Source organism: Streptomyces sp. NPDC031479, assembly GCF_055581065.1.
The window spans coordinates 208,854-229,704 of sequence record NZ_JBVIKC010000008.1 but is presented as its reverse complement, the minus strand read 5'-3'; the positions used below and the strand labels follow the sequence as shown (position 1 = coordinate 229,704).

28 protein-coding genes, 1 tRNA gene and 1 pseudogene are annotated in these 20,851 nt (G+C 70.4%); 23 read left to right on the top strand and 7 right to left on the bottom strand.

The genetic code is table 11. The features are described 5' to 3' along the window. Window positions 1–217 precede the first annotated feature (217 nt). The 3 genes and pseudogenes from ACZ5D2_RS12550 (at window position 218) to ACZ5D2_RS12540 (ending at window position 2,511) form a co-directional block, all read left to right on the top strand. Window positions 218–829, top strand: coding sequence for a DedA family protein (locus tag ACZ5D2_RS12550; protein WP_371678695.1), 612 nt, complete (start codon window positions 218–220; stop codon window positions 827–829). A gap of 9 nt (window positions 830–838) precedes the next feature. Then, window positions 839–1,866: pseudogene (locus ACZ5D2_RS12545) on the top strand (sigma-70 family RNA polymerase sigma factor). A 150-nt stretch (window positions 1,867–2,016) separates the two neighbouring features. Next, window positions 2,017–2,511 (top strand): hypothetical protein, encoded by a 495-nt coding sequence (locus ACZ5D2_RS12540; RefSeq protein ID WP_371678693.1) that lies wholly within the window; start codon window positions 2,017–2,019, stop codon window positions 2,509–2,511. A 53-nt stretch (window positions 2,512–2,564) separates the two neighbouring features. Here ACZ5D2_RS12540 and ACZ5D2_RS12535 read toward each other — a convergent pair whose 3' ends face one another. Next, complete coding sequence (locus tag ACZ5D2_RS12535; protein ID WP_266838818.1) at window positions 2,565–2,789, bottom strand: DUF2277 domain-containing protein; 225 nt, start codon at window positions 2,787–2,789, stop codon at window positions 2,565–2,567. A gap of 7 nt (window positions 2,790–2,796) precedes the next feature. Continuing rightward, complete coding sequence (locus ACZ5D2_RS12530; protein ID WP_468928893.1) at window positions 2,797–3,462, bottom strand: TRADD-N-associated membrane domain-containing protein; 666 nt, start codon at window positions 3,460–3,462, stop codon at window positions 2,797–2,799. 108 nt (window positions 3,463–3,570) lie between these two features. On the opposite strand from ACZ5D2_RS12530, the gene ACZ5D2_RS12525 reads away from it, so the two are divergent. Both ACZ5D2_RS12525 and ACZ5D2_RS12520 read left to right on the top strand, forming a co-directional pair. Beyond that, window positions 3,571–3,645 carry a 50S ribosomal protein bL37 gene (locus tag ACZ5D2_RS12525; protein ID WP_100661309.1) on the top strand — a complete coding sequence of 25 codons (75 nt, stop codon included), beginning with the start codon at window positions 3,571–3,573 and terminating at the stop codon, window positions 3,643–3,645. Between the two features lie 154 nt (window positions 3,646–3,799). Further along, entirely contained in the window at window positions 3,800–4,213 is a 414-nt protein-coding gene (locus ACZ5D2_RS12520; protein ID WP_468928891.1) for a hypothetical protein, read from the top strand. A 626-nt stretch (window positions 4,214–4,839) separates the two neighbouring features. On the opposite strand, the gene ACZ5D2_RS12515 is transcribed toward ACZ5D2_RS12520, so the two are convergent. Then, entirely contained in the window at window positions 4,840–6,048 is a 1,209-nt protein-coding gene (locus ACZ5D2_RS12515; protein ID WP_468928888.1) for a restriction endonuclease, read from the bottom strand. A 218-nt stretch (window positions 6,049–6,266) separates the two neighbouring features. On the opposite strand from ACZ5D2_RS12515, the gene ACZ5D2_RS12510 reads away from it, so the two are divergent. Continuing rightward, window positions 6,267–7,220 carry a NaeI family type II restriction endonuclease gene (locus ACZ5D2_RS12510; protein ID WP_468928886.1) on the top strand — a complete coding sequence of 318 codons (954 nt, stop codon included), beginning with the start codon at window positions 6,267–6,269 and terminating at the stop codon, window positions 7,218–7,220. 444 nt (window positions 7,221–7,664) lie between these two features. Here ACZ5D2_RS12510 and ACZ5D2_RS12505 read toward each other — a convergent pair whose 3' ends face one another. From ACZ5D2_RS12505 to ACZ5D2_RS12495, 3 genes are all read right to left on the bottom strand, one after another. Continuing rightward, window positions 7,665–7,790 carry a hypothetical protein gene (locus ACZ5D2_RS12505; protein ID WP_468928885.1) on the bottom strand — a complete coding sequence of 42 codons (126 nt, stop codon included), beginning with the start codon at window positions 7,788–7,790 and terminating at the stop codon, window positions 7,665–7,667. Window positions 7,791–8,948: 1,158 nt separating this feature from the next. Further along, window positions 8,949–9,632 (bottom strand): YdcF family protein, encoded by a 684-nt coding sequence (locus ACZ5D2_RS12500; protein WP_468928883.1) that lies wholly within the window; start codon window positions 9,630–9,632, stop codon window positions 8,949–8,951. Next, on the bottom strand, window positions 9,629–10,423 hold the full coding sequence (locus ACZ5D2_RS12495) for a GntR family transcriptional regulator (protein WP_468928881.1): 795 nt from the start codon (window positions 10,421–10,423) through the stop codon (window positions 9,629–9,631). The genes ACZ5D2_RS12500 and ACZ5D2_RS12495 overlap by 4 nt, the downstream gene beginning before the upstream one ends. Before the next feature lie 156 nt (window positions 10,424–10,579). Between ACZ5D2_RS12495 and ACZ5D2_RS12490 the strand changes: the two genes are divergently transcribed. The 14 genes from ACZ5D2_RS12490 to ACZ5D2_RS12425 all read left to right on the top strand — a co-directional run bounded on the left by ACZ5D2_RS12490 (window position 10,580) and on the right by ACZ5D2_RS12425 (window position 18,313). Beyond that, on the top strand, window positions 10,580–10,909 hold the full coding sequence (locus tag ACZ5D2_RS12490) for an SCO3933 family regulatory protein (RefSeq protein WP_150518921.1): 330 nt from the start codon (window positions 10,580–10,582) through the stop codon (window positions 10,907–10,909). A gap of 2 nt (window positions 10,910–10,911) precedes the next feature. Further along, the gene (locus ACZ5D2_RS12485) at window positions 10,912–12,261 is read left to right on the top strand and encodes an FtsK/SpoIIIE domain-containing protein (RefSeq protein WP_468928878.1); all 1,350 of its coding nucleotides are present in this window, start codon (window positions 10,912–10,914) and stop codon (window positions 12,259–12,261) included. A gap of 71 nt (window positions 12,262–12,332) precedes the next feature. Next, a complete protein-coding gene (locus ACZ5D2_RS12480) occupies window positions 12,333–12,479 on the top strand; it encodes a hypothetical protein (protein ID WP_468928877.1) in 147 nt (48 codons plus the stop codon). Then, window positions 12,476–13,162: a DUF2637 domain-containing protein gene (locus ACZ5D2_RS12475; RefSeq protein ID WP_468928875.1), complete on the top strand. Its 687-nt coding sequence runs from the start codon at window positions 12,476–12,478 to the stop codon at window positions 13,160–13,162. Before ACZ5D2_RS12480 ends, ACZ5D2_RS12475 begins: the two co-directional genes overlap by 4 nt. Before the next feature lie 22 nt (window positions 13,163–13,184). After that, the gene (locus ACZ5D2_RS12470; protein ID WP_266838829.1) at window positions 13,185–13,373 is read left to right on the top strand and encodes a mobile element transfer protein; all 189 of its coding nucleotides are present in this window, start codon (window positions 13,185–13,187) and stop codon (window positions 13,371–13,373) included. Window positions 13,374–13,392: 19 nt separating this feature from the next. Beyond that, complete coding sequence (locus tag ACZ5D2_RS12465) at window positions 13,393–13,548, top strand: hypothetical protein (protein WP_266838830.1); 156 nt, start codon at window positions 13,393–13,395, stop codon at window positions 13,546–13,548. Between the two features lie 12 nt (window positions 13,549–13,560). After that, the gene (locus ACZ5D2_RS12460) at window positions 13,561–13,884 is read left to right on the top strand and encodes a SpdD-like protein (RefSeq protein WP_266838831.1); all 324 of its coding nucleotides are present in this window, start codon (window positions 13,561–13,563) and stop codon (window positions 13,882–13,884) included. 5 nt (window positions 13,885–13,889) lie between these two features. Continuing rightward, on the top strand, window positions 13,890–14,435 hold the full coding sequence (locus ACZ5D2_RS12455; RefSeq protein ID WP_391283657.1) for a GGDEF domain-containing protein: 546 nt from the start codon (window positions 13,890–13,892) through the stop codon (window positions 14,433–14,435). A 94-nt stretch (window positions 14,436–14,529) separates the two neighbouring features. Next, on the top strand, window positions 14,530–14,709 hold the full coding sequence (locus tag ACZ5D2_RS12450) for a hypothetical protein (RefSeq protein WP_468928872.1): 180 nt from the start codon (window positions 14,530–14,532) through the stop codon (window positions 14,707–14,709). 5 nt (window positions 14,710–14,714) lie between these two features. Next, the gene (locus ACZ5D2_RS12445) at window positions 14,715–14,912 is read left to right on the top strand and encodes a hypothetical protein (protein ID WP_468928870.1); all 198 of its coding nucleotides are present in this window, start codon (window positions 14,715–14,717) and stop codon (window positions 14,910–14,912) included. Beyond that, window positions 14,909–15,574: a methyltransferase domain-containing protein gene (locus ACZ5D2_RS12440; RefSeq protein WP_468928868.1), complete on the top strand. Its 666-nt coding sequence runs from the start codon at window positions 14,909–14,911 to the stop codon at window positions 15,572–15,574. Before ACZ5D2_RS12445 ends, ACZ5D2_RS12440 begins: the two co-directional genes overlap by 4 nt. Then, on the top strand, window positions 15,571–16,974 hold the full coding sequence (repSA, locus tag ACZ5D2_RS12435; RefSeq protein WP_468928867.1) for a replication initiator protein RepSA: 1,404 nt from the start codon (window positions 15,571–15,573) through the stop codon (window positions 16,972–16,974). Before ACZ5D2_RS12440 ends, repSA begins: the two co-directional genes overlap by 4 nt. After that, complete coding sequence (locus ACZ5D2_RS12430) at window positions 16,971–17,159, top strand: helix-turn-helix domain-containing protein (RefSeq protein ID WP_468928866.1); 189 nt, start codon at window positions 16,971–16,973, stop codon at window positions 17,157–17,159. The genes repSA and ACZ5D2_RS12430 overlap by 4 nt, the downstream gene beginning before the upstream one ends. Beyond that, the gene (locus tag ACZ5D2_RS12425; protein ID WP_468928864.1) at window positions 17,159–18,313 is read left to right on the top strand and encodes a tyrosine-type recombinase/integrase; all 1,155 of its coding nucleotides are present in this window, start codon (window positions 17,159–17,161) and stop codon (window positions 18,311–18,313) included. The genes ACZ5D2_RS12430 and ACZ5D2_RS12425 overlap by 1 nt, the downstream gene beginning before the upstream one ends. A 68-nt stretch (window positions 18,314–18,381) precedes the next feature. Here the strand turns inward: ACZ5D2_RS12425 and ACZ5D2_RS12420 are convergent. Next, window positions 18,382–18,456, bottom strand: a tRNA-Val gene (locus ACZ5D2_RS12420). A 105-nt stretch (window positions 18,457–18,561) separates the two neighbouring features. On the opposite strand from ACZ5D2_RS12420, the gene ACZ5D2_RS12415 reads away from it, so the two are divergent. The 3 genes from ACZ5D2_RS12415 (at window position 18,562) to ACZ5D2_RS12405 (ending at window position 20,850) form a co-directional block, all read left to right on the top strand. Continuing rightward, window positions 18,562–19,806, top strand: coding sequence for a coiled-coil domain-containing protein (locus tag ACZ5D2_RS12415; RefSeq protein WP_371678690.1), 1,245 nt, complete (start codon window positions 18,562–18,564; stop codon window positions 19,804–19,806). Window positions 19,807–20,067: 261 nt separating this feature from the next. Continuing rightward, the gene (locus ACZ5D2_RS12410) at window positions 20,068–20,616 is read left to right on the top strand and encodes a DUF4383 domain-containing protein (protein WP_371681283.1); all 549 of its coding nucleotides are present in this window, start codon (window positions 20,068–20,070) and stop codon (window positions 20,614–20,616) included. 9 nt (window positions 20,617–20,625) lie between these two features. Then, entirely contained in the window at window positions 20,626–20,850 is a 225-nt protein-coding gene (locus tag ACZ5D2_RS12405) for an FmdB family zinc ribbon protein (RefSeq protein WP_371678689.1), read from the top strand. Window position 20,851: the final 1 nt, after the last annotated feature.

The window sequence follows — 20,851 nt, the reverse complement described above, 5'->3', positions numbered from 1 at the left end:
GACGGCCCTGACGGCTCTGACGGCTCTGACGGCCCTGATCAGTCGAAAGGCTCTGATGGCAGACCTGGTGGCGGACCCCGCCGTGCGGTGGCGGACCTGACGGACGCGGTGGCCCCCGGGCTCGTCCGGCCCCCCGCCGGGCGTACGCTGTATGGCTGTCAAGCCGCCCCTGCCGCTCCCCGCGACGACGCGGCGCTTCGGACTGGGGAGTCCCGCTGTGCTCGAAACGCTGGGGTCGTTGACCTCAAGCCCATGGATCTACGTCGTGGTCGCGGTGTCCATCGTGCTCGACGTGTTCCTGCCGGTGCTGCCGAGCGGGGTGCTGGTGATCACGGCCGCGGCAGCGGCGGCGGCCGCCGGTCCTCCGCCCCGGGTGCCCGACATCATGGCCCTGCTGGTCATCGCCACGACGGCCTCGGTCCTGGGCGACCTGGCGGCGTACCGGCTGGCCCGGCTCGGCGGGGCCCGCCTGGACCGGGCCATCGCCCGCTCCCGCCGACTGACCCGGGCTCAGGAACGCCTGGGTACGGCCCTGGCCCGGGGCGGCGGCGCCCTGGTGGTGATCGCCCGCTTCGCACCCGCCGGCCGCTCGGTGGTCTCGCTGGGGGCGGGCCGGACCCAGCGCAAGGTGACGGAGTTCCTGCCCTGGTCGGTGCTGGCGGGCATGACCTGGGCGGGCTACAGCGTGTCGCTGGGCTACTTCGGCACCCAGTGGCTGGGCACCACCTGGCTCGGTACGGCGGTCTCCCTGATCGCCCTGTTCGCGGCGGGCTCCCTGGCCGCCTTTCTCGTCCGCCGGCCACCCGAGGCCACGGCGCCCGCGACGTAGGAGACACGCATGACGGACCCGGACGTTCCCGGAACCGGCACCCCACCCGGCCACGAGGCGGTGACGGCCCGGCTCGAAGGGCACCGTCGGGAACTGACCGGCTACTGCTACCGGATGCTGGGGTCGGTGTTCGAGGCGGAAGACGCCGCGCAGGAGACCATGGTCCGCGCCTGGCGCGGCGCCGACCGGTTCGACGGCCGCGCCTCGTTGCGGACGTGGCTCTACCGCATCGCCACGAACGTCTGTCTGGACGCGCTGGCCGGCCGCGAACGCCGGGCCCGCCCGATGGACCTCTGCGGCCCGGCCGTCGGCGCCACCTCGCCGGGCGCCGCGCTGGACGCCTCCGCGTGGATCGAGCCCTTCCCCGCCGGCCCCGGGGCCGTGGCCGTCGACCCGGCGGAGGCGGCCGAGACGGGCGAGTCCGTCCGGCTGGCCTTCGTAGCGGCGTTGCAGCACCTGGCGCCCCGGCAGCGCGCCGTCCTGCTCCTGCGCGAGGTCCTCGGCTTCTCGGCGCAGGAGGTCGCCGACGTCCAGGGCTCCACCGTCGCCTCCGTGAACAGCGCGCTGCAGCGGGCTCGGGCGGTGCTCGCCGCCGGCGCCGCGAAGGCGCGGGCGGCGCCCCGACCGCAACCGGCGCACCGGTCGCAGCGGTCGGCGAAGCCACCCGGCGGGCCCTCGCCGACCGGTACGCCGCCGCGTTCTCCGGCTTCGACATGGAGGCCCTCTCCATGCTGCTGCACGTGGACGCCACGCTGTCCCTGGCCCCCCACACCCTGTGGATGCGGGGCTCCGCCGAGATCCGGGCGTGGCTGACCGGTCCCGCCGTCGGCTGCCGGGGGTCCCGGCTGGTCCCGACCACGGCGAACGGTTCGCCCGCCTTCGGCCAGTACCGGCGCCGGGCCGACGGCACGGGCTTCGACCCCTGGGCGCTCCAGGTCGTCGAAGTGTCGGGGGACGCGGTCACCGACATCAGCGTCTTCCGCGACACCGAGCGGCTGTTCCCCCTCTTCGGTCTGCCCCTTCACCTGGACGCGTAGGCCGGGCGGGGCAGTCGGTCACCCGTTCACCCTGCAGCGATCGCCGCGTCCCGGCGGGGCTTCTAGCGTCCAGAGCACGGCGCGCATCCGATTCCGCGTCACGTCCGTGCCCTGGCCGCGCCGTTTCGAGGAGCCCGAGGAGTTCTCTCCATGTCCCCCACACGCATCCGGTACCGCCTGGCGGGAGTCGCGGTCGCGACACTCGCCGTCGCTGCCGTCACACCCGTCGTTCCCGTCTCCGCCGCCCCCTCCGCCACCGTCTCCCCCGGGACCGTCGCCCCGGGCGGGCGCGTCAGCCTCAACGTCGAGGGCTGCGGCACCAAGACCGGCCGGGCCACCTCCCGGGCGTTCGGCGAGGTCTCGCTGACCCCGGGCAACCTGGAGGCGACCAACCTGTTCGGCGCCGCCACCGTCTACCGCGACGCCCCCACCGGCGCCCACCCCGTCACCTTCGAGTGCGGCGGCACGGGCGGCCGCCGCGTCACCGTCACCCTCCAGGTCGCACCGGGGGCCGCGCGCGGCGGACTCGGCGGGAGCGTCGATTCGATGAGCACGGGGCAGGTCGCCCTGGGCGGCACCCTCGCGGCCGGCGCGCTCGGCGCCGGCATCTGGATCCTGCGCCGGCGCATGCCCCGGACCGGCTGACCGGCTGACCGGCCGACCGACGTCCCGCCGCGCGCCGCGCCGGCCCCCGACGCCTACACCGTGGCGGACTGTCCGCGCACCTGTACCCCGTCGAGCAGCAGCCTGGTCGCCTCCGCGACGGCGTCCACGGCCGCGTCGAACACCTCCCGGTTGTGCGCGGCGGGGGCCCGGAATCCGGACACCTTCCGTACGTACTGGAGCGCGGCGGCGCGGATCTCCTCCTCGGTGGCCTTCTCGGGGATGGCGGGCGGGCGCAGGGTCTTAATGGAGCGGCACATACCTCCACTATGGCGCGGAAGGCGGCAGCTCGGCCCCGGAAAGTTTCATGATCAGCCCGGCCTGGAGCCGGCCCCGCAGCGCAGGGTCGGCGACCTCCTCCAGCAGGCCGATCGCCCGCCGCGTGCTCTCGGCCGCCCGCCGGTCCTCGCGCAGGGCGGCGCTCTGCGCGGCCATGTGCCGCAGGGCGAGATCGGCCCGCCGGTGGAACAGCTGGCCGACGAGGGTGACGACCAGGCCGACGGAGCTGGTCACCACCCCGATGTACGCGTCCCCGGCGCTCTCCGCCTTCCACACGGCGAGCCCGACCCCGAACAGCAGCACGGCCGCACCGATGCCCGCGAACCGCTGGCTGGTCACGAAACTGCTGCGGGCCTGCGCGAGCCCGTAGGCGTAGTACTCGACGAGGATCGGGGTGAAGTCGTCGCGCCGGTCCCCCGGCTCGGCCGCCCCGCCCCGCCCGGCGTCCACGAGCCTGGGGTCCCCCTGGCCGTCCCCCTCACCACCCCCCTCACCGGCCCCGGATCCGGCGGCGCCCAGCCCCGCGAGCAGCCGCGCCCGCTCCGCGTCCCGCCGCGCCTCGAACCCCCGGGACCGCCGCCACTCCCCCCACCCGGCCCCGAAGCCCACCACCACGATCCCGATCCCCCAGACCCACTCCTCGGCCCCTGCCACGCCCATCACCCCCGCGATGAGATCCCCTCCCCACCGTGCGGGAAACCCACCCGGGACCTAGACTGACGAACGCCCGAAATGTCCGTACCGGGGGATGAGGGAGACACCATGGCCAAGCGAGGAAACAAGCGCCGCGCCCGCAAGAAGAAGAAGGCCAACCACGGCAAGCGCCCCAACGCCTGACCCCTGAACAAGCCCGTGGCCCCACCCGGGCCGGCCGCACGAAACCCAAAGCCCCCCGCCACGGACGGCGGGGGGCTTCCTGGGTACGCCCACTCAACTCGGACTGAGTACCCGCACCCTGACGCCCGCTCACGAGGACGGGAACAGTGGGGCCATGCGCAAAGGACCGCAGACACCCGTTCTCCACTGGCTGTCGATCCCCCTGCTTGCCGGGGCGACCACAGCGGCCTGGGCCGCCTGGCTCGGCTGGGACCAGCACCGCGACGTACACCCCGACGGCTCGGAGACCGGCCCCTACCAGGCGTGGCAGGTGATCGGACTCGGACTGACCGTACTGGCCCTGGCCTACTGGGCGGCGTCCCGGGGCCACACGGCGGCGGCCATCCTCGGCACCACGGCCGGGCTGACCCTCGCCTCCTACTACGACTGGTCGGACGACGGGAGCGGACTCTTCATGATCGGAGTCTCCCTGATCACGCTCGCAAGCCTGGCCGCCACCGGCACCCTCGCGCTCGCGCTCGCCGCCGCGAAGCACAAGCCCACCCGAGCGAAAGACCGCCACCCCTGAAACACCGCCGGACGCATTCCCGCCAGGAACAACGCCAGAGGCCCCCAACCGAGATCGGTTGGGGGCCTCTGCACTGGTGGGCGCGGACGGTTTCGAACCGCCGACATCTGCTTTGTAAGCTCGCCCGGCACCGGACCGGAATCGACCGGGCACAGGATGCGACGACTCCGTGCAACCGCTCGGCACCGCCAGTGTTCGCCCGCGTTGATGTCAGCGGTGGATGTCAGAGACTGATCACCACCAGGACCACTTCTTCTTCCGAAGCTCCTGCTTCTTCGCCTTGGCTTCCGCCTCCTCGCGGTCTGCCACCCCACGGGCTGTCCACTTGCCCTGATGCTGGTAGCACTGGCCGCTGCCTACGGTGGCCGGCCTCACACACCGGCCACCGCCCTTCTTCGCAGCTCCGCACTTCGGCTGGGTCACTCCCCCGCACCTCCTTCTCACGCGGCCGCACGGACGCCGACAGCGTCCCGCCCGGCACACAGGCTGGGAAGGCGCACACGGGAGCACAGCGGGGCATACGGCTCCGGAGGCCCTGTGCGTCTCGCACGTTTCAGCAGGTCAGGGGCCAGGGAGGTATCCGGCTGTACTTGCTGGTCCACGTATAGGCCGTGGCCACTAAAGGGCTACGGCTGGGGGAAGCTCTGCTTGAGCCACTGCCGTACCGAATCCACAGTGGTCCGCCCGTGCTGCCGCAGCACGTCCACGATGTCCCGCCCGCAGACCAAGGCGATCGGGTGCCTGTCTTCGTGGACTTCCTCTTGCACCTGCTTGTTGATGAACGAGGTGGTGACGAGCACGCCGAAGTTTCGGTGCCGGAGTCTTGAGATCAATCTTGAGGCCTCCCGCACTCCTACTGAGCTGTCCGTCCCGTAGCACTTGGCCTCAAGCGCGAAATCGATCGCGATCCGGTTGGCGGTCGGCCCCAGCACGTAGATTCCGACTGCGTCCCGGCCGCCATCCCGGCTGGGTCGGGTGACATCGACCGCGCCTGTGCTCGGGGCGATGAGCCGCCAGATCGCCACGGCACAGGCCTCGAAATCGTGCTCACGGCCGCGGAAGTATTCTCGAATCTCTTGCAGCATGGCCCGGCCGACGGCATCAGTCGGCAACTGGTCCGCCTTCGAGCGGATGGATGTGGTCGCTGGTGCCAGAAGCGGCCGGTATACACGGCTTTCGACCCACATCCGCCAGACCTCAGGGCACCCGCCCTCGAGCGGATCGCCGCCTGCCAGCAGGTGCTGAATCCAGCCGCGCGAGATCCGGTCGACATCAAGGACAGTGAAGTGCGCACGGTAGTTCTGAAAGCGTCGGCCCGCGGTAGCCCGCCAGATCGCAGTGAGTTCGTCGTCGGACGTCATCGTTGGGCCGCCGGGGGCCAGCAGCCCCCGAAAAAGGACAGAGCGTCCCGACTTTGCAGCCTTCTCGAACAGAAAGAACGGAGCCACCTTTGCCCTGTCGGCGGGTGTTCCGTGAGAGGCAGCGAAAGCGTCACGCAGCAGGATGTTTCCCGCGCGTGGCGTCTCGTGGAGGCCCTGTCCCGGTTTCCGGTTGTCGCCGTAGTAGGTGAACGTGCCTGTCTCTACATCCAAGTGATCAGGCCAGTCCACCTCGCCGCCGCTGGTGTATAGGACAGCCAGCTTCACCGTGCTGAGGGCTGGCGAGCCGGCGTAGCGGAAGCCTCCCTGATTACCGATGCCCTTTATGAGCTTGGACATCGGGTCATCTCCGGTGTGGCCGCTAGCCCCGCCGGCATAGACCACGTCAACGAGGAGGTCGGCAGTCGGCAGAGCAGCGAACGCGATGTGAGGCGCCCGGACGTCAGGAAGAGACATGGTGCTAGACATACCAGCCGGCACCGACAGCAGGGCCTGGAGGTGGTCGTCGATCTACCAGCAAGCTTCCATAGAGGGCTGGTTGAGGGCGTGGCCGATTAGCGACGTGGATGACTGTGGACGGTCGGCGTGCACGTATGATCACGCCGGTTCAAGATCACGTCTCATGTTCGCACACAGTGCCTGTCGCTCTTCCTCGTCCGGAAGGAAATGCCCTCATGACGGATTCTCAGCCACCGCTTTTTCCTGGTGCCTTTGACGCGTCCGCGGACCAGCAGCTGGAGGCAGTCAGGGATGCCATCCTGGCCGATGACCATCACGGTGAGAAGTTCGGCCTCGCCCTACGCCGAACCTTCGACATGCTTCTCGACGGTCAGCACACGGGCCGCTTCCGGTGGGAAGAGCTGCACAAGACGGAGAAGACTCACGCCGGCACCCTCGTCGAGATCAACCTCCAGCGCGCCTTCGGATTCGCAGACGGCGACGAGATGGACTACTCGATCGCAGGAATCGACGTTGATTGCAAGTACTCCCAGGACCTAGGTAAGTGGATGATCCCCCCGGAGGCGATGGGTCACCTCTGCCTGGGAGTCTGGGCAAGCGACAGGGCTGGGCTCTGGTCGGCAGGACTCTTCAGAGTCACCGAGGGCCTTCTGACCAAGAAGGAGGGTAACCGTGACGGCAAGCGCAACCTCACTAAGGCCGCCCGAGAGACTGCCGTCAGCTGGCTCTTCAAGGACGCACCTCTTCAGGACAACATCCTGCTGCGTCTCCCGCAGGAAGACATCGACGCGATCTTCGCCTCCCGATACGGTACCCAGCGGCTGCATGAGCTGTTCCGCCGCACCCAGGGCCGCATAGTCTCCCGCAGCGTGGTGGCGACGGTGGCCCAGCAGGACGACTACATGAAGCGCATCCGCTACAACGGCGGATCCCGCTCGGCGCTGAAATCCGAGGGCATTGTCATCCTCGGACAGTACGGCAGCCACCAGGCTGTGGCAGCCGCTCTGGACCTCCCGGTCCCTGGTGCAGGTGAGTCCGTCAGCGTCCGTCTGACTCCATGGAGCGCAGAGCATGGCGATGCGCCGTGGGTAGAGCTCGATGAGGGCAAGTGGACGGTAGCCCGGGATGGCGACCTGGAAGTCGATGCCCCCATGCTGCCGGAACGGTGACAGTCAGGGCTTGGTCAGTTCAGCCGCAACTGACGTCTGGCTGCCCAGACCTCCGGGTGGGTAGCCAACGAACACGCTGACCTGTGCTTGAGGTGCCATCAGTTGCCCAAAATGGTCAGCACGAGCGCCCTTCCGTAGCCAAGGGGGACTCGCTGTCACGCGCGGCGCACGCTCTCCAAGTCTGGTGGTGCTGGTCTGGGTCAGGTTCCTGGACGTTCACCTGCGTTCATCGTTCCCGGTCTGCCGTCTTCGCATCGTCCCCCGGCCCTTCCTGGACGCCCCCGGACGGAAACGAATGAGACGGAAACCGAGACGGCCCAGCCGAAGCCGAGCCGTCCCTCATCGTGCAGCTGTCTGCTCCACTCTATGTGGAGCGGTCGCCAGCAGCCCTTGCGGATGTGCCCCGTTCTAGGAGAGCGGAGCGGTACCGAGCTGGGGATTGAGCTACTGCGCTGCTGGCTTGCCGACCACGAGGAAGAGGGTCAGGAACGCACAGGCATCCGCGCAGGCGCCAATGACCTTGGCCCACGTTGATGAGACGAGGATGATCACAACAATGATCGTGATCATTGCGAGTTCCTGACGCTGGTTTGACACGCATCGGCTGGTAAGGGGCAAACTCATGTCTGAGCCTCCGGGTTCGGTTGCCCACCTGCCGTTCGGCCTGCCAGCATGCGCGGTCAGGTGGGCTTCGTCATGACCGGATGGATGCTAGCCAGCTACGAGCGCTCTCCGAGTTCGGTGCGATTACTCTCGGATGTAAAGACAGTTGACACCACTTCGCTGAGTAATCGCGAACATGCGTCGAGAATCAAGTTTCAGCGGTCCATTGCGCCTATGGCGCGCAATGCAATGATGGCGGTGTACACGGGGTAGCTGGCCAATATGGCTCGTTTCTTTCCCTGTTGCAGTCTCTTCCTACCTTGGGTGATCGGTTGCTTTGAGGACGGATCCCAGCTGCCGAGCTGGCCGTCTGGCGCTAGCCCACCACTCGCCCCAACTCCCATCCCGTCTGCCGTCGACCCACACGCATGTGGAGCGGACGCGGTGCCGGGCGTCCAGGTGGAGCGCCCAACTGGACGAACGACCTGGACGCCCGGTGCCGTGTCTGCTCGGCTTGCCTGGGTCGACGGTGGACGGGATGGGAGTTCCCCGCCTCAGCCCCATTCGGCCGGCACTCGCCAGCGGCGCCCCCGCCATCCCGGAGTCGGAGCGCCCCCGCCGGAGGCATGTCGGTGAGGGGGGATCCTGCGGCCCGTGTGGGCTCGACTCATGCCTTCGGGCCTATCCCACCTTGCAGGGGCGGGCGTCGGCGGAGCGTGCGCGGAGCGGGCCGAAGGCAGGAGCGTCGCGCAGAGCGGTGCCGGGAAGCCCGCCCGGCGGAGCGGAGCGCAGCCGGGTGCTTGATGAGGTAGAGAAACCTGTAACAGCTCCGCGCGGCTCCTGCGGCTACGCCGGGAATGCCTCAGCGAGGGCGTGCAGGCATCGGTGACGGCATCGACTTCGGCTTCGGCGAAGAGTGTGGCCTTGTGGGGCTGGTTGGCGTAGGTAATGACCGTTGTGCCGGTTGCGCGAGCGGCCTGGACGTCGGTGAGCGGATCACCAATGAGGGTGCAGTCCGTTGTCCCACCCTCGGCCGCCCCGCCGCCCTCATGATCGGGAACGGGTTCGGCTGCATCAGGTGGGGCTGCCTGGCGGGCGTCCGACGACCCTCGATGACCCCCGCCTCTACTGGCTCGTCCGGCCGCGAGCTTGCCCCGAGTCGTCCAACAGCAGGCGGCTCGTGAAGCCACCTCGGCACAGGCGCTCGTACGCTTCGATCACGTCGTCCGGCACCTCCTGGCTGATCATGTAACCCTGCTCCGGATAGATCAGCAGCCGCTGCAAAGCGCCGACGAGCATGTCGATCACCAGCTTGGCGTCACCAATGGAGTCGACGTAGCCGTCCAGCGTCATAGGGCTCGAAGCGCTGACGATCTCGACTTCGGGCCACAGCTTCCGGGCCGTTGCGTATGCCCGCCGCTCCTCGTACGGCTTGCTGATCAGCAGGACTGAGGTCACTTCGACGCCGGCCTCGTGCAGCAGCTCGCGAGAGAAGGTGATGTTCTCGCCCGTGTTCCGGGCTCGCGGTTCAACCAGCACGGCACAATCCGGGACGCCGAGCTCCAACGCCCGCTCGCGGTAGTGAACGGCCTCACCGCGGGGCATCCGCTCGCGCGTCGTCGGGCTGGTGGCTCCGGTGAACACGAGCAGGGGGGCCATGCCGCGCTCGTAGAGTTCGACCGCCGTCTCGGCTACGCCCAGGTCGTGGCTGCCGAGCCCGATCGCGACCGAGCACGGCTTCGGAGCGTGGCCCATCTGGTGGTAGTTCCAGAGGAGCCGGGTGTCTGCCCAGTCCTGCGTCGAGATCACTCCTGGCCTTCCCTGTCCTTCGCCGAGTCCGGTACCTGGAAGTCGTATTCCCAGGCGAAGCGCGAAGCCGCGTGCACCCCGAGGGCGAACTCGACCACGGTGCCGTCGGCGGTGAAGGTCGTTCGGTGCAGCTCGACCACTGGTTCGCCCTGCGGAAGCTGCAAGAGCCTCACCTCGTCGGCCGTGGGTGTACGGGCGAAGATCCGCTCTTTCATGTGGTCGATCTCGTAGCCGGCGTCGTACAGGACGCGAAACCCACCGCCACGACCGGCCGGGCCAGGGGCCGGATCCACCAGCCGCGTTCCCTCGACGTGCTCGGGCCGGTAGTAGCTGGTGAGTGTGTGGGTCGGCTGGTCGCCCTCCTTCACCAGTCGCGCGCGTGCGTAGACCTGCGCGCCTGCCGGCAGCCCGTGTGCGGCGGCAGCTTCGGGGGGTGCCTCGATGAGACTTACCGACTGAGTCTGCTCGTTGCGGCGGTACGCGCGTCCTGACGCCACGCGGTCCGCGATGAACGCCACCTCGTCGCCGTCTCGCCACTTGGCCTTGTCGTAGCGGGCGATCCCGAGTCGCTTCAGCGGCACCTGCTGGCGCACGACAGTTCCGTGGCCGCGGGATGAGGTGACCAAGCCTTCCGCTTCCAGCGCCTTGTAGGCCTGGTGGACGGTTGTCTTCGAACCCTCGCCGGCGTCCACCAGATCCCTGATGTGCGGCAATTGCTGGCCTGGGGCGTAGTCGCCTCCTCGGATCTGCTCCGCCAGCTTGTCAGCCAGCTCTCTCCACTTCGGGGCCATCGCGTATCCCTTTCGTCGGCGTCAAGTCAAACACAGTCCCGGGACTGTTGACAGTCCTAGGACTGCGCTGCACTATCTACTCAAGCGCTCGCAGTCCTAGGACAGCGGGAGTTGGTAGTCCTCTTCGGGCTGCCCCCGACAACGCTGGAGGCATTGATGCCGTCGTTCAAGGTGGACACGTCGACCGCCGTGGTGTTCGTGGCCACGGCCCCGACCCCGAAGCTCGTAAGCAAGCAGACCGGTGAGCGCGCCATGGACCGGGAGACCGGTGCCGGGCTGTCCACGGTGGGGCTGCTGATCTCGGACGAGGGGGAGGGCAACCTCTACCAGGTGACCGTCCCGGAGACCGGTCTCCCCGAGGGCCTGATGCCGGGCATGCCGGTGTCGGTGATCGGGCTCAAGGCCCGGGACTGGGAGAACACGTTCAACGGCCAGACCCGGCACGGCATCTCGTTCCGCGCCGTCGCCCTCACCGCCGGGGCCTGACCATGGCCGATCTGACGGCCTTATGGGAGGTCGGCCTCCCGCTCGCTGGTGCCAGTGGAGGCCTCGGCTACGCCAAGGCCCGTGCACCGCGCGTGTACTGGTCCCTGGTGGGGCTGCCGGTGGCGCGCGTGCGGTTCGCGGTGTCGTACCGGGCCACGATGGACGTGTGCGGCCTGACGGTGCAGCCGTCGCGACTGCGGGCGTTCCTGGTGCGCAACCTCGCCCGTCGCAGCGACGTTCAGCCCGTCCCGCCGAAGGTCCGCCGCGTGCGGGGCTCCTCGACCGGCATGCAGGTCACCCTGCGGCTGCCGGCCGGTCTGGAGCCCGCCGACGTGATCGCGGCGTCCGAGCGGCTGAGGCACGCCTGGGGCGTCCACTCCGTCGCCGTGGTCGAAACCCGGCCCGGGTTCGTCGAGCTGCGGATGACCGGCTACGACGTGTTGCGCCGGGTGAAGATGCCGCGCCGCCGCCCCACCGGGCCGATGACCGTTCCGGTCGCGCTCCGCGAAGACGGCACCGCGTTCGTACGGGACTACCGGAAGGTGCCGCACGCGCTGACGCTCGGCGCCAACCAGTCGGGCAAGTCCATGTACCTGCGCAACCTGATCGTGGAACTCGCCCGGCTGCCGGTCGCGCTGGTCGGGATCGACTGCAAGCGTGGTGTCGAACATCGGCGGTACGCACCGCGGCTGTCGGCGCTCGCCATCACGCCGCATGAGGCGTCCGGGCTCCTGGACGCGCTCGTGGACGAGATGGAGTCCCGCTTCGACCTGCTGAGCGCGCACGGCGCCGCCGACCTTTGGGACCTGCCCGACGAGGTCCGGCCGGTGCCGATCGTCCTGCTGGTGGACGAGGTCGCGGAACTGTTCCTCGTGACGGGGAAGAAGGACGAGGAACGGCGGGACCGGATGGTCATGCAGCTGATCCGCCTGGGACAGCTGGCCCGCGCCGCCGCGATCTATCTGGAGATCTGCGGCCAGCGGTTCGGGTCCGACCTCGGCAAGGGCGCCACCTCGCTCCGCGCCCAGCTCACCGGGCGCGTCGTCCACCGCGTCAACGACAAGCAGACCGCCGACATGGGCTTGGGCGACATCGCCCCGGACGCGGTCGCGGCCGTGACGGCTATCCCGCCGGACAAGCCCGGTGTGGCTGTCGCCGGGGACTCCTCCGGGGGCTGGTCCCGGATCCGCACGCCCGAGTTGAGCGCCGACGAAGCCTCCGCGGTCTGCGTCCAGTACGCGCGCCTGACCCCGGCCCTCCCGGCCCTCGCCCCGTACCGGCCGGTGAACTCCACCGAGGCCGCGTCCGTCGGGCCCGTGCCGCTCGTGAAGCCGATCCCGGCGACGGACTAGTCCCCCCTCGGTCGGCGTGACCGTCTCACGCCAGATCCCTACCCCACCCATGCCCAAACTCGGGAGAACCGATGTTCTGCACGCTTTGCGGCGACGACAACGGAGAGAAGACCGGCTCCGATCACGAGATCGGTAACTGCCCCTGGCGGGATATCTCCAAGGAGGAGATCGCGTCGATCCTCGGCGTGTCCTGCCCCTCCGACCGGCCGATGATGTGACTGCTCGCCTACGCCCAGACGCCGTACTCGTCCAGGCCGTCATCGCCGGGGCCTTGTCTTTCGCACACCTGCACGACCTCGCCGCTGCGGCGGGGCAGGACGGTTGGAAGGCCTGGGCCTACCCCGTCAGCGTGGATCTGCTGCTCGTCGCGGCATGGCGTCGGATGCGAACGGACTCGGAGAACCGCGACGCCTGGTTGTGGTTTGCCATCGCCCTTGTTGCCTCGCTCGGCGCCAACGTCGCCACCGCCGGACTGCTCGATCTGCACGACGTCCCGGCCTGGCTGCGGATCCTCGTCGCCGGATGGCCCGCGCTTGCGTTCCTCGGCGGCACGCTCCTCGCCCACAGCCCGGCCTCGGCTCAAGCCCCGTCGCAGGACCTGGAACCGGTGGCTGTGGAGGAGCCCGAAGCTGTCGCCGATCTCACCGTGGAGCGCGCTCCCGACCCGGCGCCCGAACTGCCGCCGGCCGAACCCGAACCCCCGGCAGCCCCGCCCGCTCTCGATCCGCCGATCCACACCACCCCCGCTCCGCCCGTGCCGCCCGCGCTGCTCGATCACGCGCGGAAGATCGCGGACGCCCATCGCGCCCAGACCGGAACTGCGATGGACGCCGCGACCCTTCGGAGCCGCCTCGGAGTCACCGAGGCACTGGCGGACTCGATCACCCTCGCCCTCGCCTGACCTGAGAGGAGACGCAGGCTCCATGCGTCCGAACCGCTTCTACAACGTCATCCGCTTCGGCCCGGTGCGCGTCGGCAGCCACAACGACGGCCGGGGTCGCGTCAAGCACACCGCCGTCTGCACCGCCCCCGGCTGCGACTTCTCCGCCGACTACAACACCCGCGCCGCCGCCGAACTCGCCGCCCGTACCCACCGCTGCAACCCGCGCTGATCGCGAAGGAGACCACCTCGTGGACGTCCCCCTGTGGCTCGCCCTGATCGTCATCGGCGCGCTCGGAATCAAGCTCATCCGCCCGCCCTGGTGGCTCGTCGCCGTGATCCTCCTCGGCGGCTACCTCCTCGCCGGGAGCGTCCTGGCTCCGCTCTTCGACCCGCTCACCAAGTAAGGAGACCCCATCATGCTCCGACCGCGCATCCCGGTGAACCCGTCCCCGACCGGCCTCGTCATCCCGCACCCGTCCGGCATCGAGCCGCGTCACGAGTCCTCGCCGCCGGCCTCCGCCCACCACACCCCGACCACCCCGGCCGCCCCGGGACGTCTCCCGGTCCAGCTCACCCCCGGCAGCGCCGTCGCCCTCGCGGCGGCCGGTGGCGCCGTGGTTCTGGTCGTCGGTGCCGTCCTCGTCTCGATGCTGCTCGCGGTCGCCATCACCGGCGTCTCCCTCGCCGTCGTCGCCGTGGTCCTGCGCCTGCTCGTCAAGGACCTCCAGAGGGGGCTGTGACCAGCATGGACACCCACATCGTCGCTGCGGGCTTACCGGCCCTGGGCTGGGCACTCCACGGGGGCCTGCTCCTGCGCCGCCTGGCCACCGCCCGCCGCGACCCGCTGACCGGCCTGCACACCAGGGCCGGTTGGACCGCCCGCGCCGAACACCTGGTGGCCAAGCACCCGGGTGCCGTCGTGGTCCTGGTCGACCTGGACGACTTCAAGGCGATCAACGACACCCACGGCCACGCCGCCGGGGACATGGTGCTCGCCGCGACCGCCCGCCGCCTGAGCACCTGGTGCGGCCGGCACGGCATCGCCGCCCGCCTCGGCGGGGACGAGTTCGCCGCGATCGTCACGGACCCCGGCCGCACCCCGGGCCTGCCCGCCCTGCGGACCGCCCTGGACCAGCCCGTCACGCACCACGGACTCGCCCTGCCGGTCTCGGCCTCGGTCGGCCACTGCCACCGCGCAGACCTGCTGGTGCCCGCCCTCACCGACGCCCTGTCCGCCGCCGACTCCGCGATGTACGCGGCCAAGGGCCACGGCAGGCGCAACACACGCTGAGCGGCCCCCGGGGCGGCCTCGGTCGCCAAACTTCCGCCGCCCCGGGCGCCTGAACCCCTCCCAGATCCAACGGACCCGAAAGGGACAACTCATCATGCCCCAGAGCCCCTCGACCCCGCCCGTCTGCCGCGACTGCGACGGCTTCGCCACCGCCACGATCACCACCGGCTCCCGGACCCCCGACGGCACCCGGACGACCGTCCCCGTCAACTGCCCGGCCTGCCGGGGCCTCGGCCGCATCACCCGCCTGGCCCTCGCCCGGCTCGGCCGGTGACCGTCATGACGAAGCTGACCCCCACGAACGGCACCCCCGGCCTGCACGTCAGCAAGCCCTCCCCGTCCGAGCCCGCCACGGCCTCCGCCGTCTGCCACTGCGGCGCCTCCGCCACCGCCACGGGAGACGCACAGGTCGGCGCCCTGGTCGCCGGCTGGACCGCCAACCACGGCCCCGCACACGTCGCCGGAGGAACCGCATGAACACCGCGCTCCCCAACGGGCTTAAGGTCTTGGACCTGTTCTGCTGCCAGGGCGGAGCGGGCATGGGCTACCACCTCGCCGGCTTCGACGTCACCGGCATCGACCTCGCCCCGCAGCCCCGCTACCCGTTCTCCTTCGTCCAGACCGACGCCATCGGCTTCGTCCGCGAGCACGGCGCCGAGTTCGACTTCATCCACGCCTCCCCGCCCTGCCAGCGCTACACCCTTGCCCAGCGCATCCACCACCGCGACCACCCCGACCTGATCGGCCCGACCCGCGCAGCGCTGGAAGCGACCGGCCGCCCCTGGGTGATCGAGAACGTCGAAGACGCCGCCTCCGAGCTGCGGTCCCCGGTCACCCTGTGCGCCGCTGCCTTCGGCATGCGGACCTACCGCCACCGCCTCTTCGAGACCGGCGGCGGCTTCACCCTCACCCCGCCCCGCCACCGCCGGCACACCGCGCCCCTGACAAAGATGGGACGCCCCAGGGCCGAGGGCCACTTCGCCCACTACGTCGGCAACTTCTCCGGCGTCGAGGAAGCCCGCACCGACATGCACGTCCCCTGGATGAACCGCGACGGCATCCGCGAATGCATCCCCCCGGCCTACACCCAGCACATCGGTACCGCGCTGTTCGCTTCCTTGCTGGGGGTGGCTGCGTGACCGACACCGCCACCGCGGCGGGCCTGGACCCGGCCACCCTGAGCGATCTGCTCCGGGTGGCCGGGGCTCCCGGCTTCGAGCGCCTTCACGAACAGATCCGCCGTACCGGGGGATGCGCCGCCCCCATCCGCCTCTCCGGCGGCACCAAGCTGATGGACCCGGCCACCAAGACCGTCCTCCACGCCTACACGACCGACACCGAACCCGGCGGCGTCCTGCGCGTCGCCTGCGGCAACCGCCGCGCCTCCCGCTGCCCCGCCTGCGCCTGGACCTACGCGGGCGACACCTACCACCTGATCCGCGCCGGACTCATCGGCGACCGAGCCAAGGGCACCCCCGAGACGATCCGCGACCACCCCCGCGTCTTCGCCACCCTCACCGCCCCGTCCTTCGGCCCGGTCCACAATCGCCCCGGCACCCGGACCTGCCGCTGCGGGATCCGGCACCCGGAGGACGCCCCCGACCTGGGCACCCCGCTCGATCCCGAGACTTACGACTACGCGGGCGCGGTGCTGTGGAACAACCACGCCTCCGAACTGTGGCGCTACTTCACGATCTACCTTCGCCGCGAGATCGCCGCCCGCGCGGGCCTCACCCAGAAAGCCGCTCGCGAACAGTCCCGCGTCTCCTTCGGCAAGGTCGCCGAGTACCAGAAGCGTGGCGCCGTCCACTTCCACGCCGTCATCCGCTTCGACGGACCCGACGGCCCCGACTCGCCCCCTCCCGCCTGGGCCACCCTCGACCTGCTCACCGACTCCATCCGGGCCGCCGCCTCCCGCGTCCGCGTCACCGTGCCCGCCAGCCCTGACCACGGCATCGACAACGAGTTGGCTCTCCAGTGGGGCGAACAGATCGACGTGCAGCCCATCGGGGCCTTCGGGGACGGCGAAGAGCTGACGGAACAGGCGGTCGCCTCCTACGTCGCCAAGTACGCCACCAAGGCCGCCGAGACCACCGGCACCGTGGACCACCCCGTGGGCAACAAGGAAGCCCTCGTCCTCCTCTGCGTCCCGGACCACCCCCGCCGCCTGATGGAAGCCTGCATGGACCTCGACCGCGCCTACCCGGATCGCCGACTCTGCGCCTGGGCCCACATGCTCGGCTTCCGGGGCCACTTCTCCACCAAGTCCCGCCGCTACTCCACCACCCTCGGTGCCTTACGCCAAGTCCGCGCCGACTACCGCGCCGCCCAGCAACGTGCCTCCCTCGGCCTGCCGGACCCCGACGACCACCCGGAGGCCACCCTCCTCGTCGTCGCGCACTGGGCTTACGCCGGCCATGGCCACACCCCCGGCGAATCCTGGCTCGCCGCCAACATCCGCCGCGACATCCAGCACAACCGAGAGATCGCCCGCGAAGGGCTCTACGACCAGCTCGCCCTGGAAGGAGACGTGTCTTGACCACCTCGACCGCCGAACTGCTGACGGTGCCCGAGGTGATGGAGCGGCTCAAGCTCGGGCGCTCGACCGTCTACGACCTGATCCGGTCCCGGCGGCTCGTCTCCATCACCATCGGCCGGGCACGCCGGATCCCGGCTGACGCCGTCCGCGAGTTCATCGACCACGAGATCGAGGAGGCCGCCTGATGCCGCCGCAGCGCAAGCGCAACCCCAACGGCGCCGGGACCATCACCCAGCGCAAGGACGGCAGGTTCCAGGCGGCCGTCTACGTCCTCCAGCCCGACGGCACCCGCGCTCGGAAGTTCGCCTACGGCAAGACCTGGGCCGAGTGCGACGTGAAGCGCCGGGAGCTGCTCGCCAAGGTGGACCAGGGTGTGCCCGTCCCCACCCGGTCGGCCAAGCTCTCCGAGTGGCTGCCGTACTGGCTCGACAACATCGTGAAGCCCCACCGCAAGCGCACCACCTTCGCCAAGTACGAGACCCACGTGCGGCTCTACCTCGTCCCGCTGCTCGGCTCGAAGCGTCTGGAGTCGCTGGGCGTGGCCGATGTCCGGCGGTCCCTGGCACAGTTGCAGAAGAAGACCAGCGCGGCGACGGCCAAGGAGTCGCACCGGGTTCTGCGGACGGCCCTCACCGCGGCCTGCCGTGAGGAGCTGGTGAGCCGGAACGTGGCCACGCTGGTGGAGCCGCCCAAGGTCGACTCGCGGGAGATGGATCCCTGGAGCCTCCAGGAGACGCTGGACTTCCTGGCCGCTGCCCGGACGGACCCGCTGTACCCGGCCTTCGTCATCGCCATCGCGCTCGGCTTCCGGCGCGGGGAGATCGTCGGACTGCGGTGGGAGAACGTCGATCTCGACAAGCGTGAGATCCGGGTGCGGACTCAGCGGCAACGGGTCGGCGGAGAGGCGTATGAGGACGACCCCAAGGGCCGTCGGCGCCGGCAGACACTCCCCCTTCCTGGGATCTGCGTCGCTCCCCTGCGCTGGCAGCGGATGAAGCAGGCCGCGCAGCGCGAGAAGGCAGGCGACGCCTGGCAGGAGACCGGGTACGTCTTCACCACCCGGACCGGACGACCGATCGAGCCCAGGAACGTCTACCGGTCGTTCACGCGGGTGGCCAAAGACGCCGGCCTGAGGGTGATCAGGCTCCACGACGCGCGCCACGGCACCGCGACCCTGCTGACCGCCGCCGGGGTACCGCCTCGGGTCGTGATGGAGATCCTCGGTCACTCGCAGATCGCCGTGACGATGAACGTGTACACCCACGTCGTGCAGGACACGCAGCGCGAGGCCATCGGGCACATGGACCGGCTGCTCAGGCGGCGCCATGACCGTTCCTGACCGCTGGCGTTGATGTCAGATGTAGATGCAGAAGACCCCCTGCCATGATCGGCAGGGGGTCTTCTGGCTGGTGGGCGCGGACGGTTTCGAACCGCCGACATCTGCTTTGTAAGAGCAGCGCTCTACCCCTGAGCTACGCACCCGTGGACGAGTGGACAGCCTACATGGAGGGCGCACCCCCCACGCAAACCCGTTCCCGTGGGGGAGAATGGACCGGGGCACGGCGGACGCGGCACGGGAGAGGGATTGTGACGACGGCATCCCGGCGGTGGTTCGGCGGGCGGGACGAGAGTCGGCGGGCGGATGCGCAGGCGGCGAAGGATGCCGCCGCGGCCGCGTTCTACGAGCTGGACACCGCGCAGCGGGATTTGCGGATCTCCATGGAGACCATCGCCGCCGCGGACGGGTCGCCCGAGGCCCGGCGGGCCGCGGAGGGGTTCGTGGCGCTGGGGCAGCGCATCGACCAGGTGAGCCACGTGTACATCGAGGCGGTCGACGCGCACGACCTGGACCGGGTCGATCTGGAGGGCTCGGTCGCCTCGCAGGCACGGGAGCAGCTGACCCGGGCCCGTGAGGAGCTGGTGCGGGTCAAGGGGGAGCTGGAGCGGTTCGCCCAGGGGCTGCAGCCGCTGCTGGACAAGGCGGAGACGCAGCTGGCGAGGGTCGCGCCCGCCCGGGAGCGGGCGAAGGCCGCGCTGCTGGCGGCGAGTGACGCGCTCGACGCGACGCGGGCCAAGGGGATACGGGCCGACGAGCTGGCGGGCCGGCTGGCCGCGCTGGGGCCCGAGCTGACCAAGCTGAACCAGGGCGCGGCCCTCCACGGGGTCCAGGCGACCGTGCAGCGCGCCGACCGGATCCTGCGGGACGCCGAAGCGGTACGGGCCGAGGCGGCGCGGCTGCCGGAGCGGGCCGCGGAGGTCGACCGGCGGCTGGTGAGCCTGCGGACCCGGGCGCAGGCACTGCGCAACAGGGCGGACCGCGTGGATCCGGTGCTCAGCGAGCTGAGGCGCCGGTTCAGCGCGGCGTGCTGGCAGGACCTCCAGCACGTCCCCGACCAGGCGGTACGGGACGTCGCGCGGGCGGAGGACCGGCTCGGGGAGGCCGGCCGGGCGCGGGAGGAACAGCGCTGGGCCGACGTAGGGACGCTCCTGGAGGAGGTCCGGGCCTCGCTGGACGCGACCGACGAGGCGGTGTCGGCCGCGCAGGACCGGCTCACGCGGCTGGAGGCGGTGGCGCGGGATCCGAAGGCCGAGGTGGAGCGGACCCGGTTCGCGATCCGGGACGCGCAACGGCTGGCGATGACGGGCCGGAGCGTGCCCGATCCGCGGCACGCGCGCCCGCTGGACGAGTCGGTGGCACGGGTGGAGCGGGCCCTGGCGGGGCTGGAGGGGCGGCACCCGGACTACTGGGCGTTCCTGCTGGAGATGGAGGACGTACGGGGCTCCGTGACCCGGGTGGTCAACGGCATCCGGGCGGAGCGCGGCCAAAGCTGACACCCCGCGGCCGCCCCCGGCCGGCCACGGGTTGTCCGGGGGGCCTCGGCGGCGGATGCTGGAGGTGCGGGGGGTGGAGTAGAGGAGGGCGAGATGGCTGCCCACACGTCCCACCGGCCTCGTACGGCCCATGAGTCGCCGGCGCCCTATGAGTCGTACCGTCCCCATGCGGTCTACGGGTGTCACGAGGCTCACGAGAACTACGCGCCCTACGTGCCCCACGAGCCGTACGAGACCCACCAGCCACAGCACTCCCACCTGATGCACCGCCTCCTGCACCCCGTCAACGCCAAGCTCGACGATCACCTGCCCGCCGACCACAAGCTCAGCCAGATCTACCGGGTCGGCGCCGGTCTGACGGGACTGCTGCTCGTCGCCTTCGGGATCCTCGGACTCACCCACCACATCGGTTTCTTCGACACCGGCGGCGACACGGTGCTCGCGCTCAACACCAACGGCGCGCTGAGCATCCTGTCGATCTGCATCGGGGTGCTGCTCTTCGTCGGCATGGTGATCGGCGGGACCTTCGCCTCCACCCTGAACATCGGGCTCGGGCTGGCGTTCATCGCCAGCGGCTTCGTGAACCTCGCCCTGCTCGACACGGGGCTGAACTTCCTCGCCTTCCGGATTCCGAACGTGCTGTTCAGCTTCGTCGTCGGCGTGATGCTGATGTGGTTCGGGATGTACGGGCGGGTGGGCAGCGCCCTGCCGCACGACAACCCGTACTGGCGGGCCCGCCACCCCGACCAGGTGGCCCGGGAACACCGGACCGCGGCGGCGCCGCTTCACGGGGAGCGCGGCGCTGCGTAGCCTGTGCGCATGCCTCGTTACGAATTCCGCTGCCGGACCTGCGACGACACCTTTGAGGTCAGCCGGCCGATGGCCGAGTCCTCCGCTCCCGCCGACTGCCCGGCCGGCCACGCCGACACCGTCAAGCTGCTCTCCGCCGTCGCGGTCGGCGGGACGCGCGGCGCTGCCGCACCCGCCCCCGCGCCGGCGATGGGCGGTGGCGGCGGCTGCTGCGGTGGCGGGGGTTGCGGCTGAT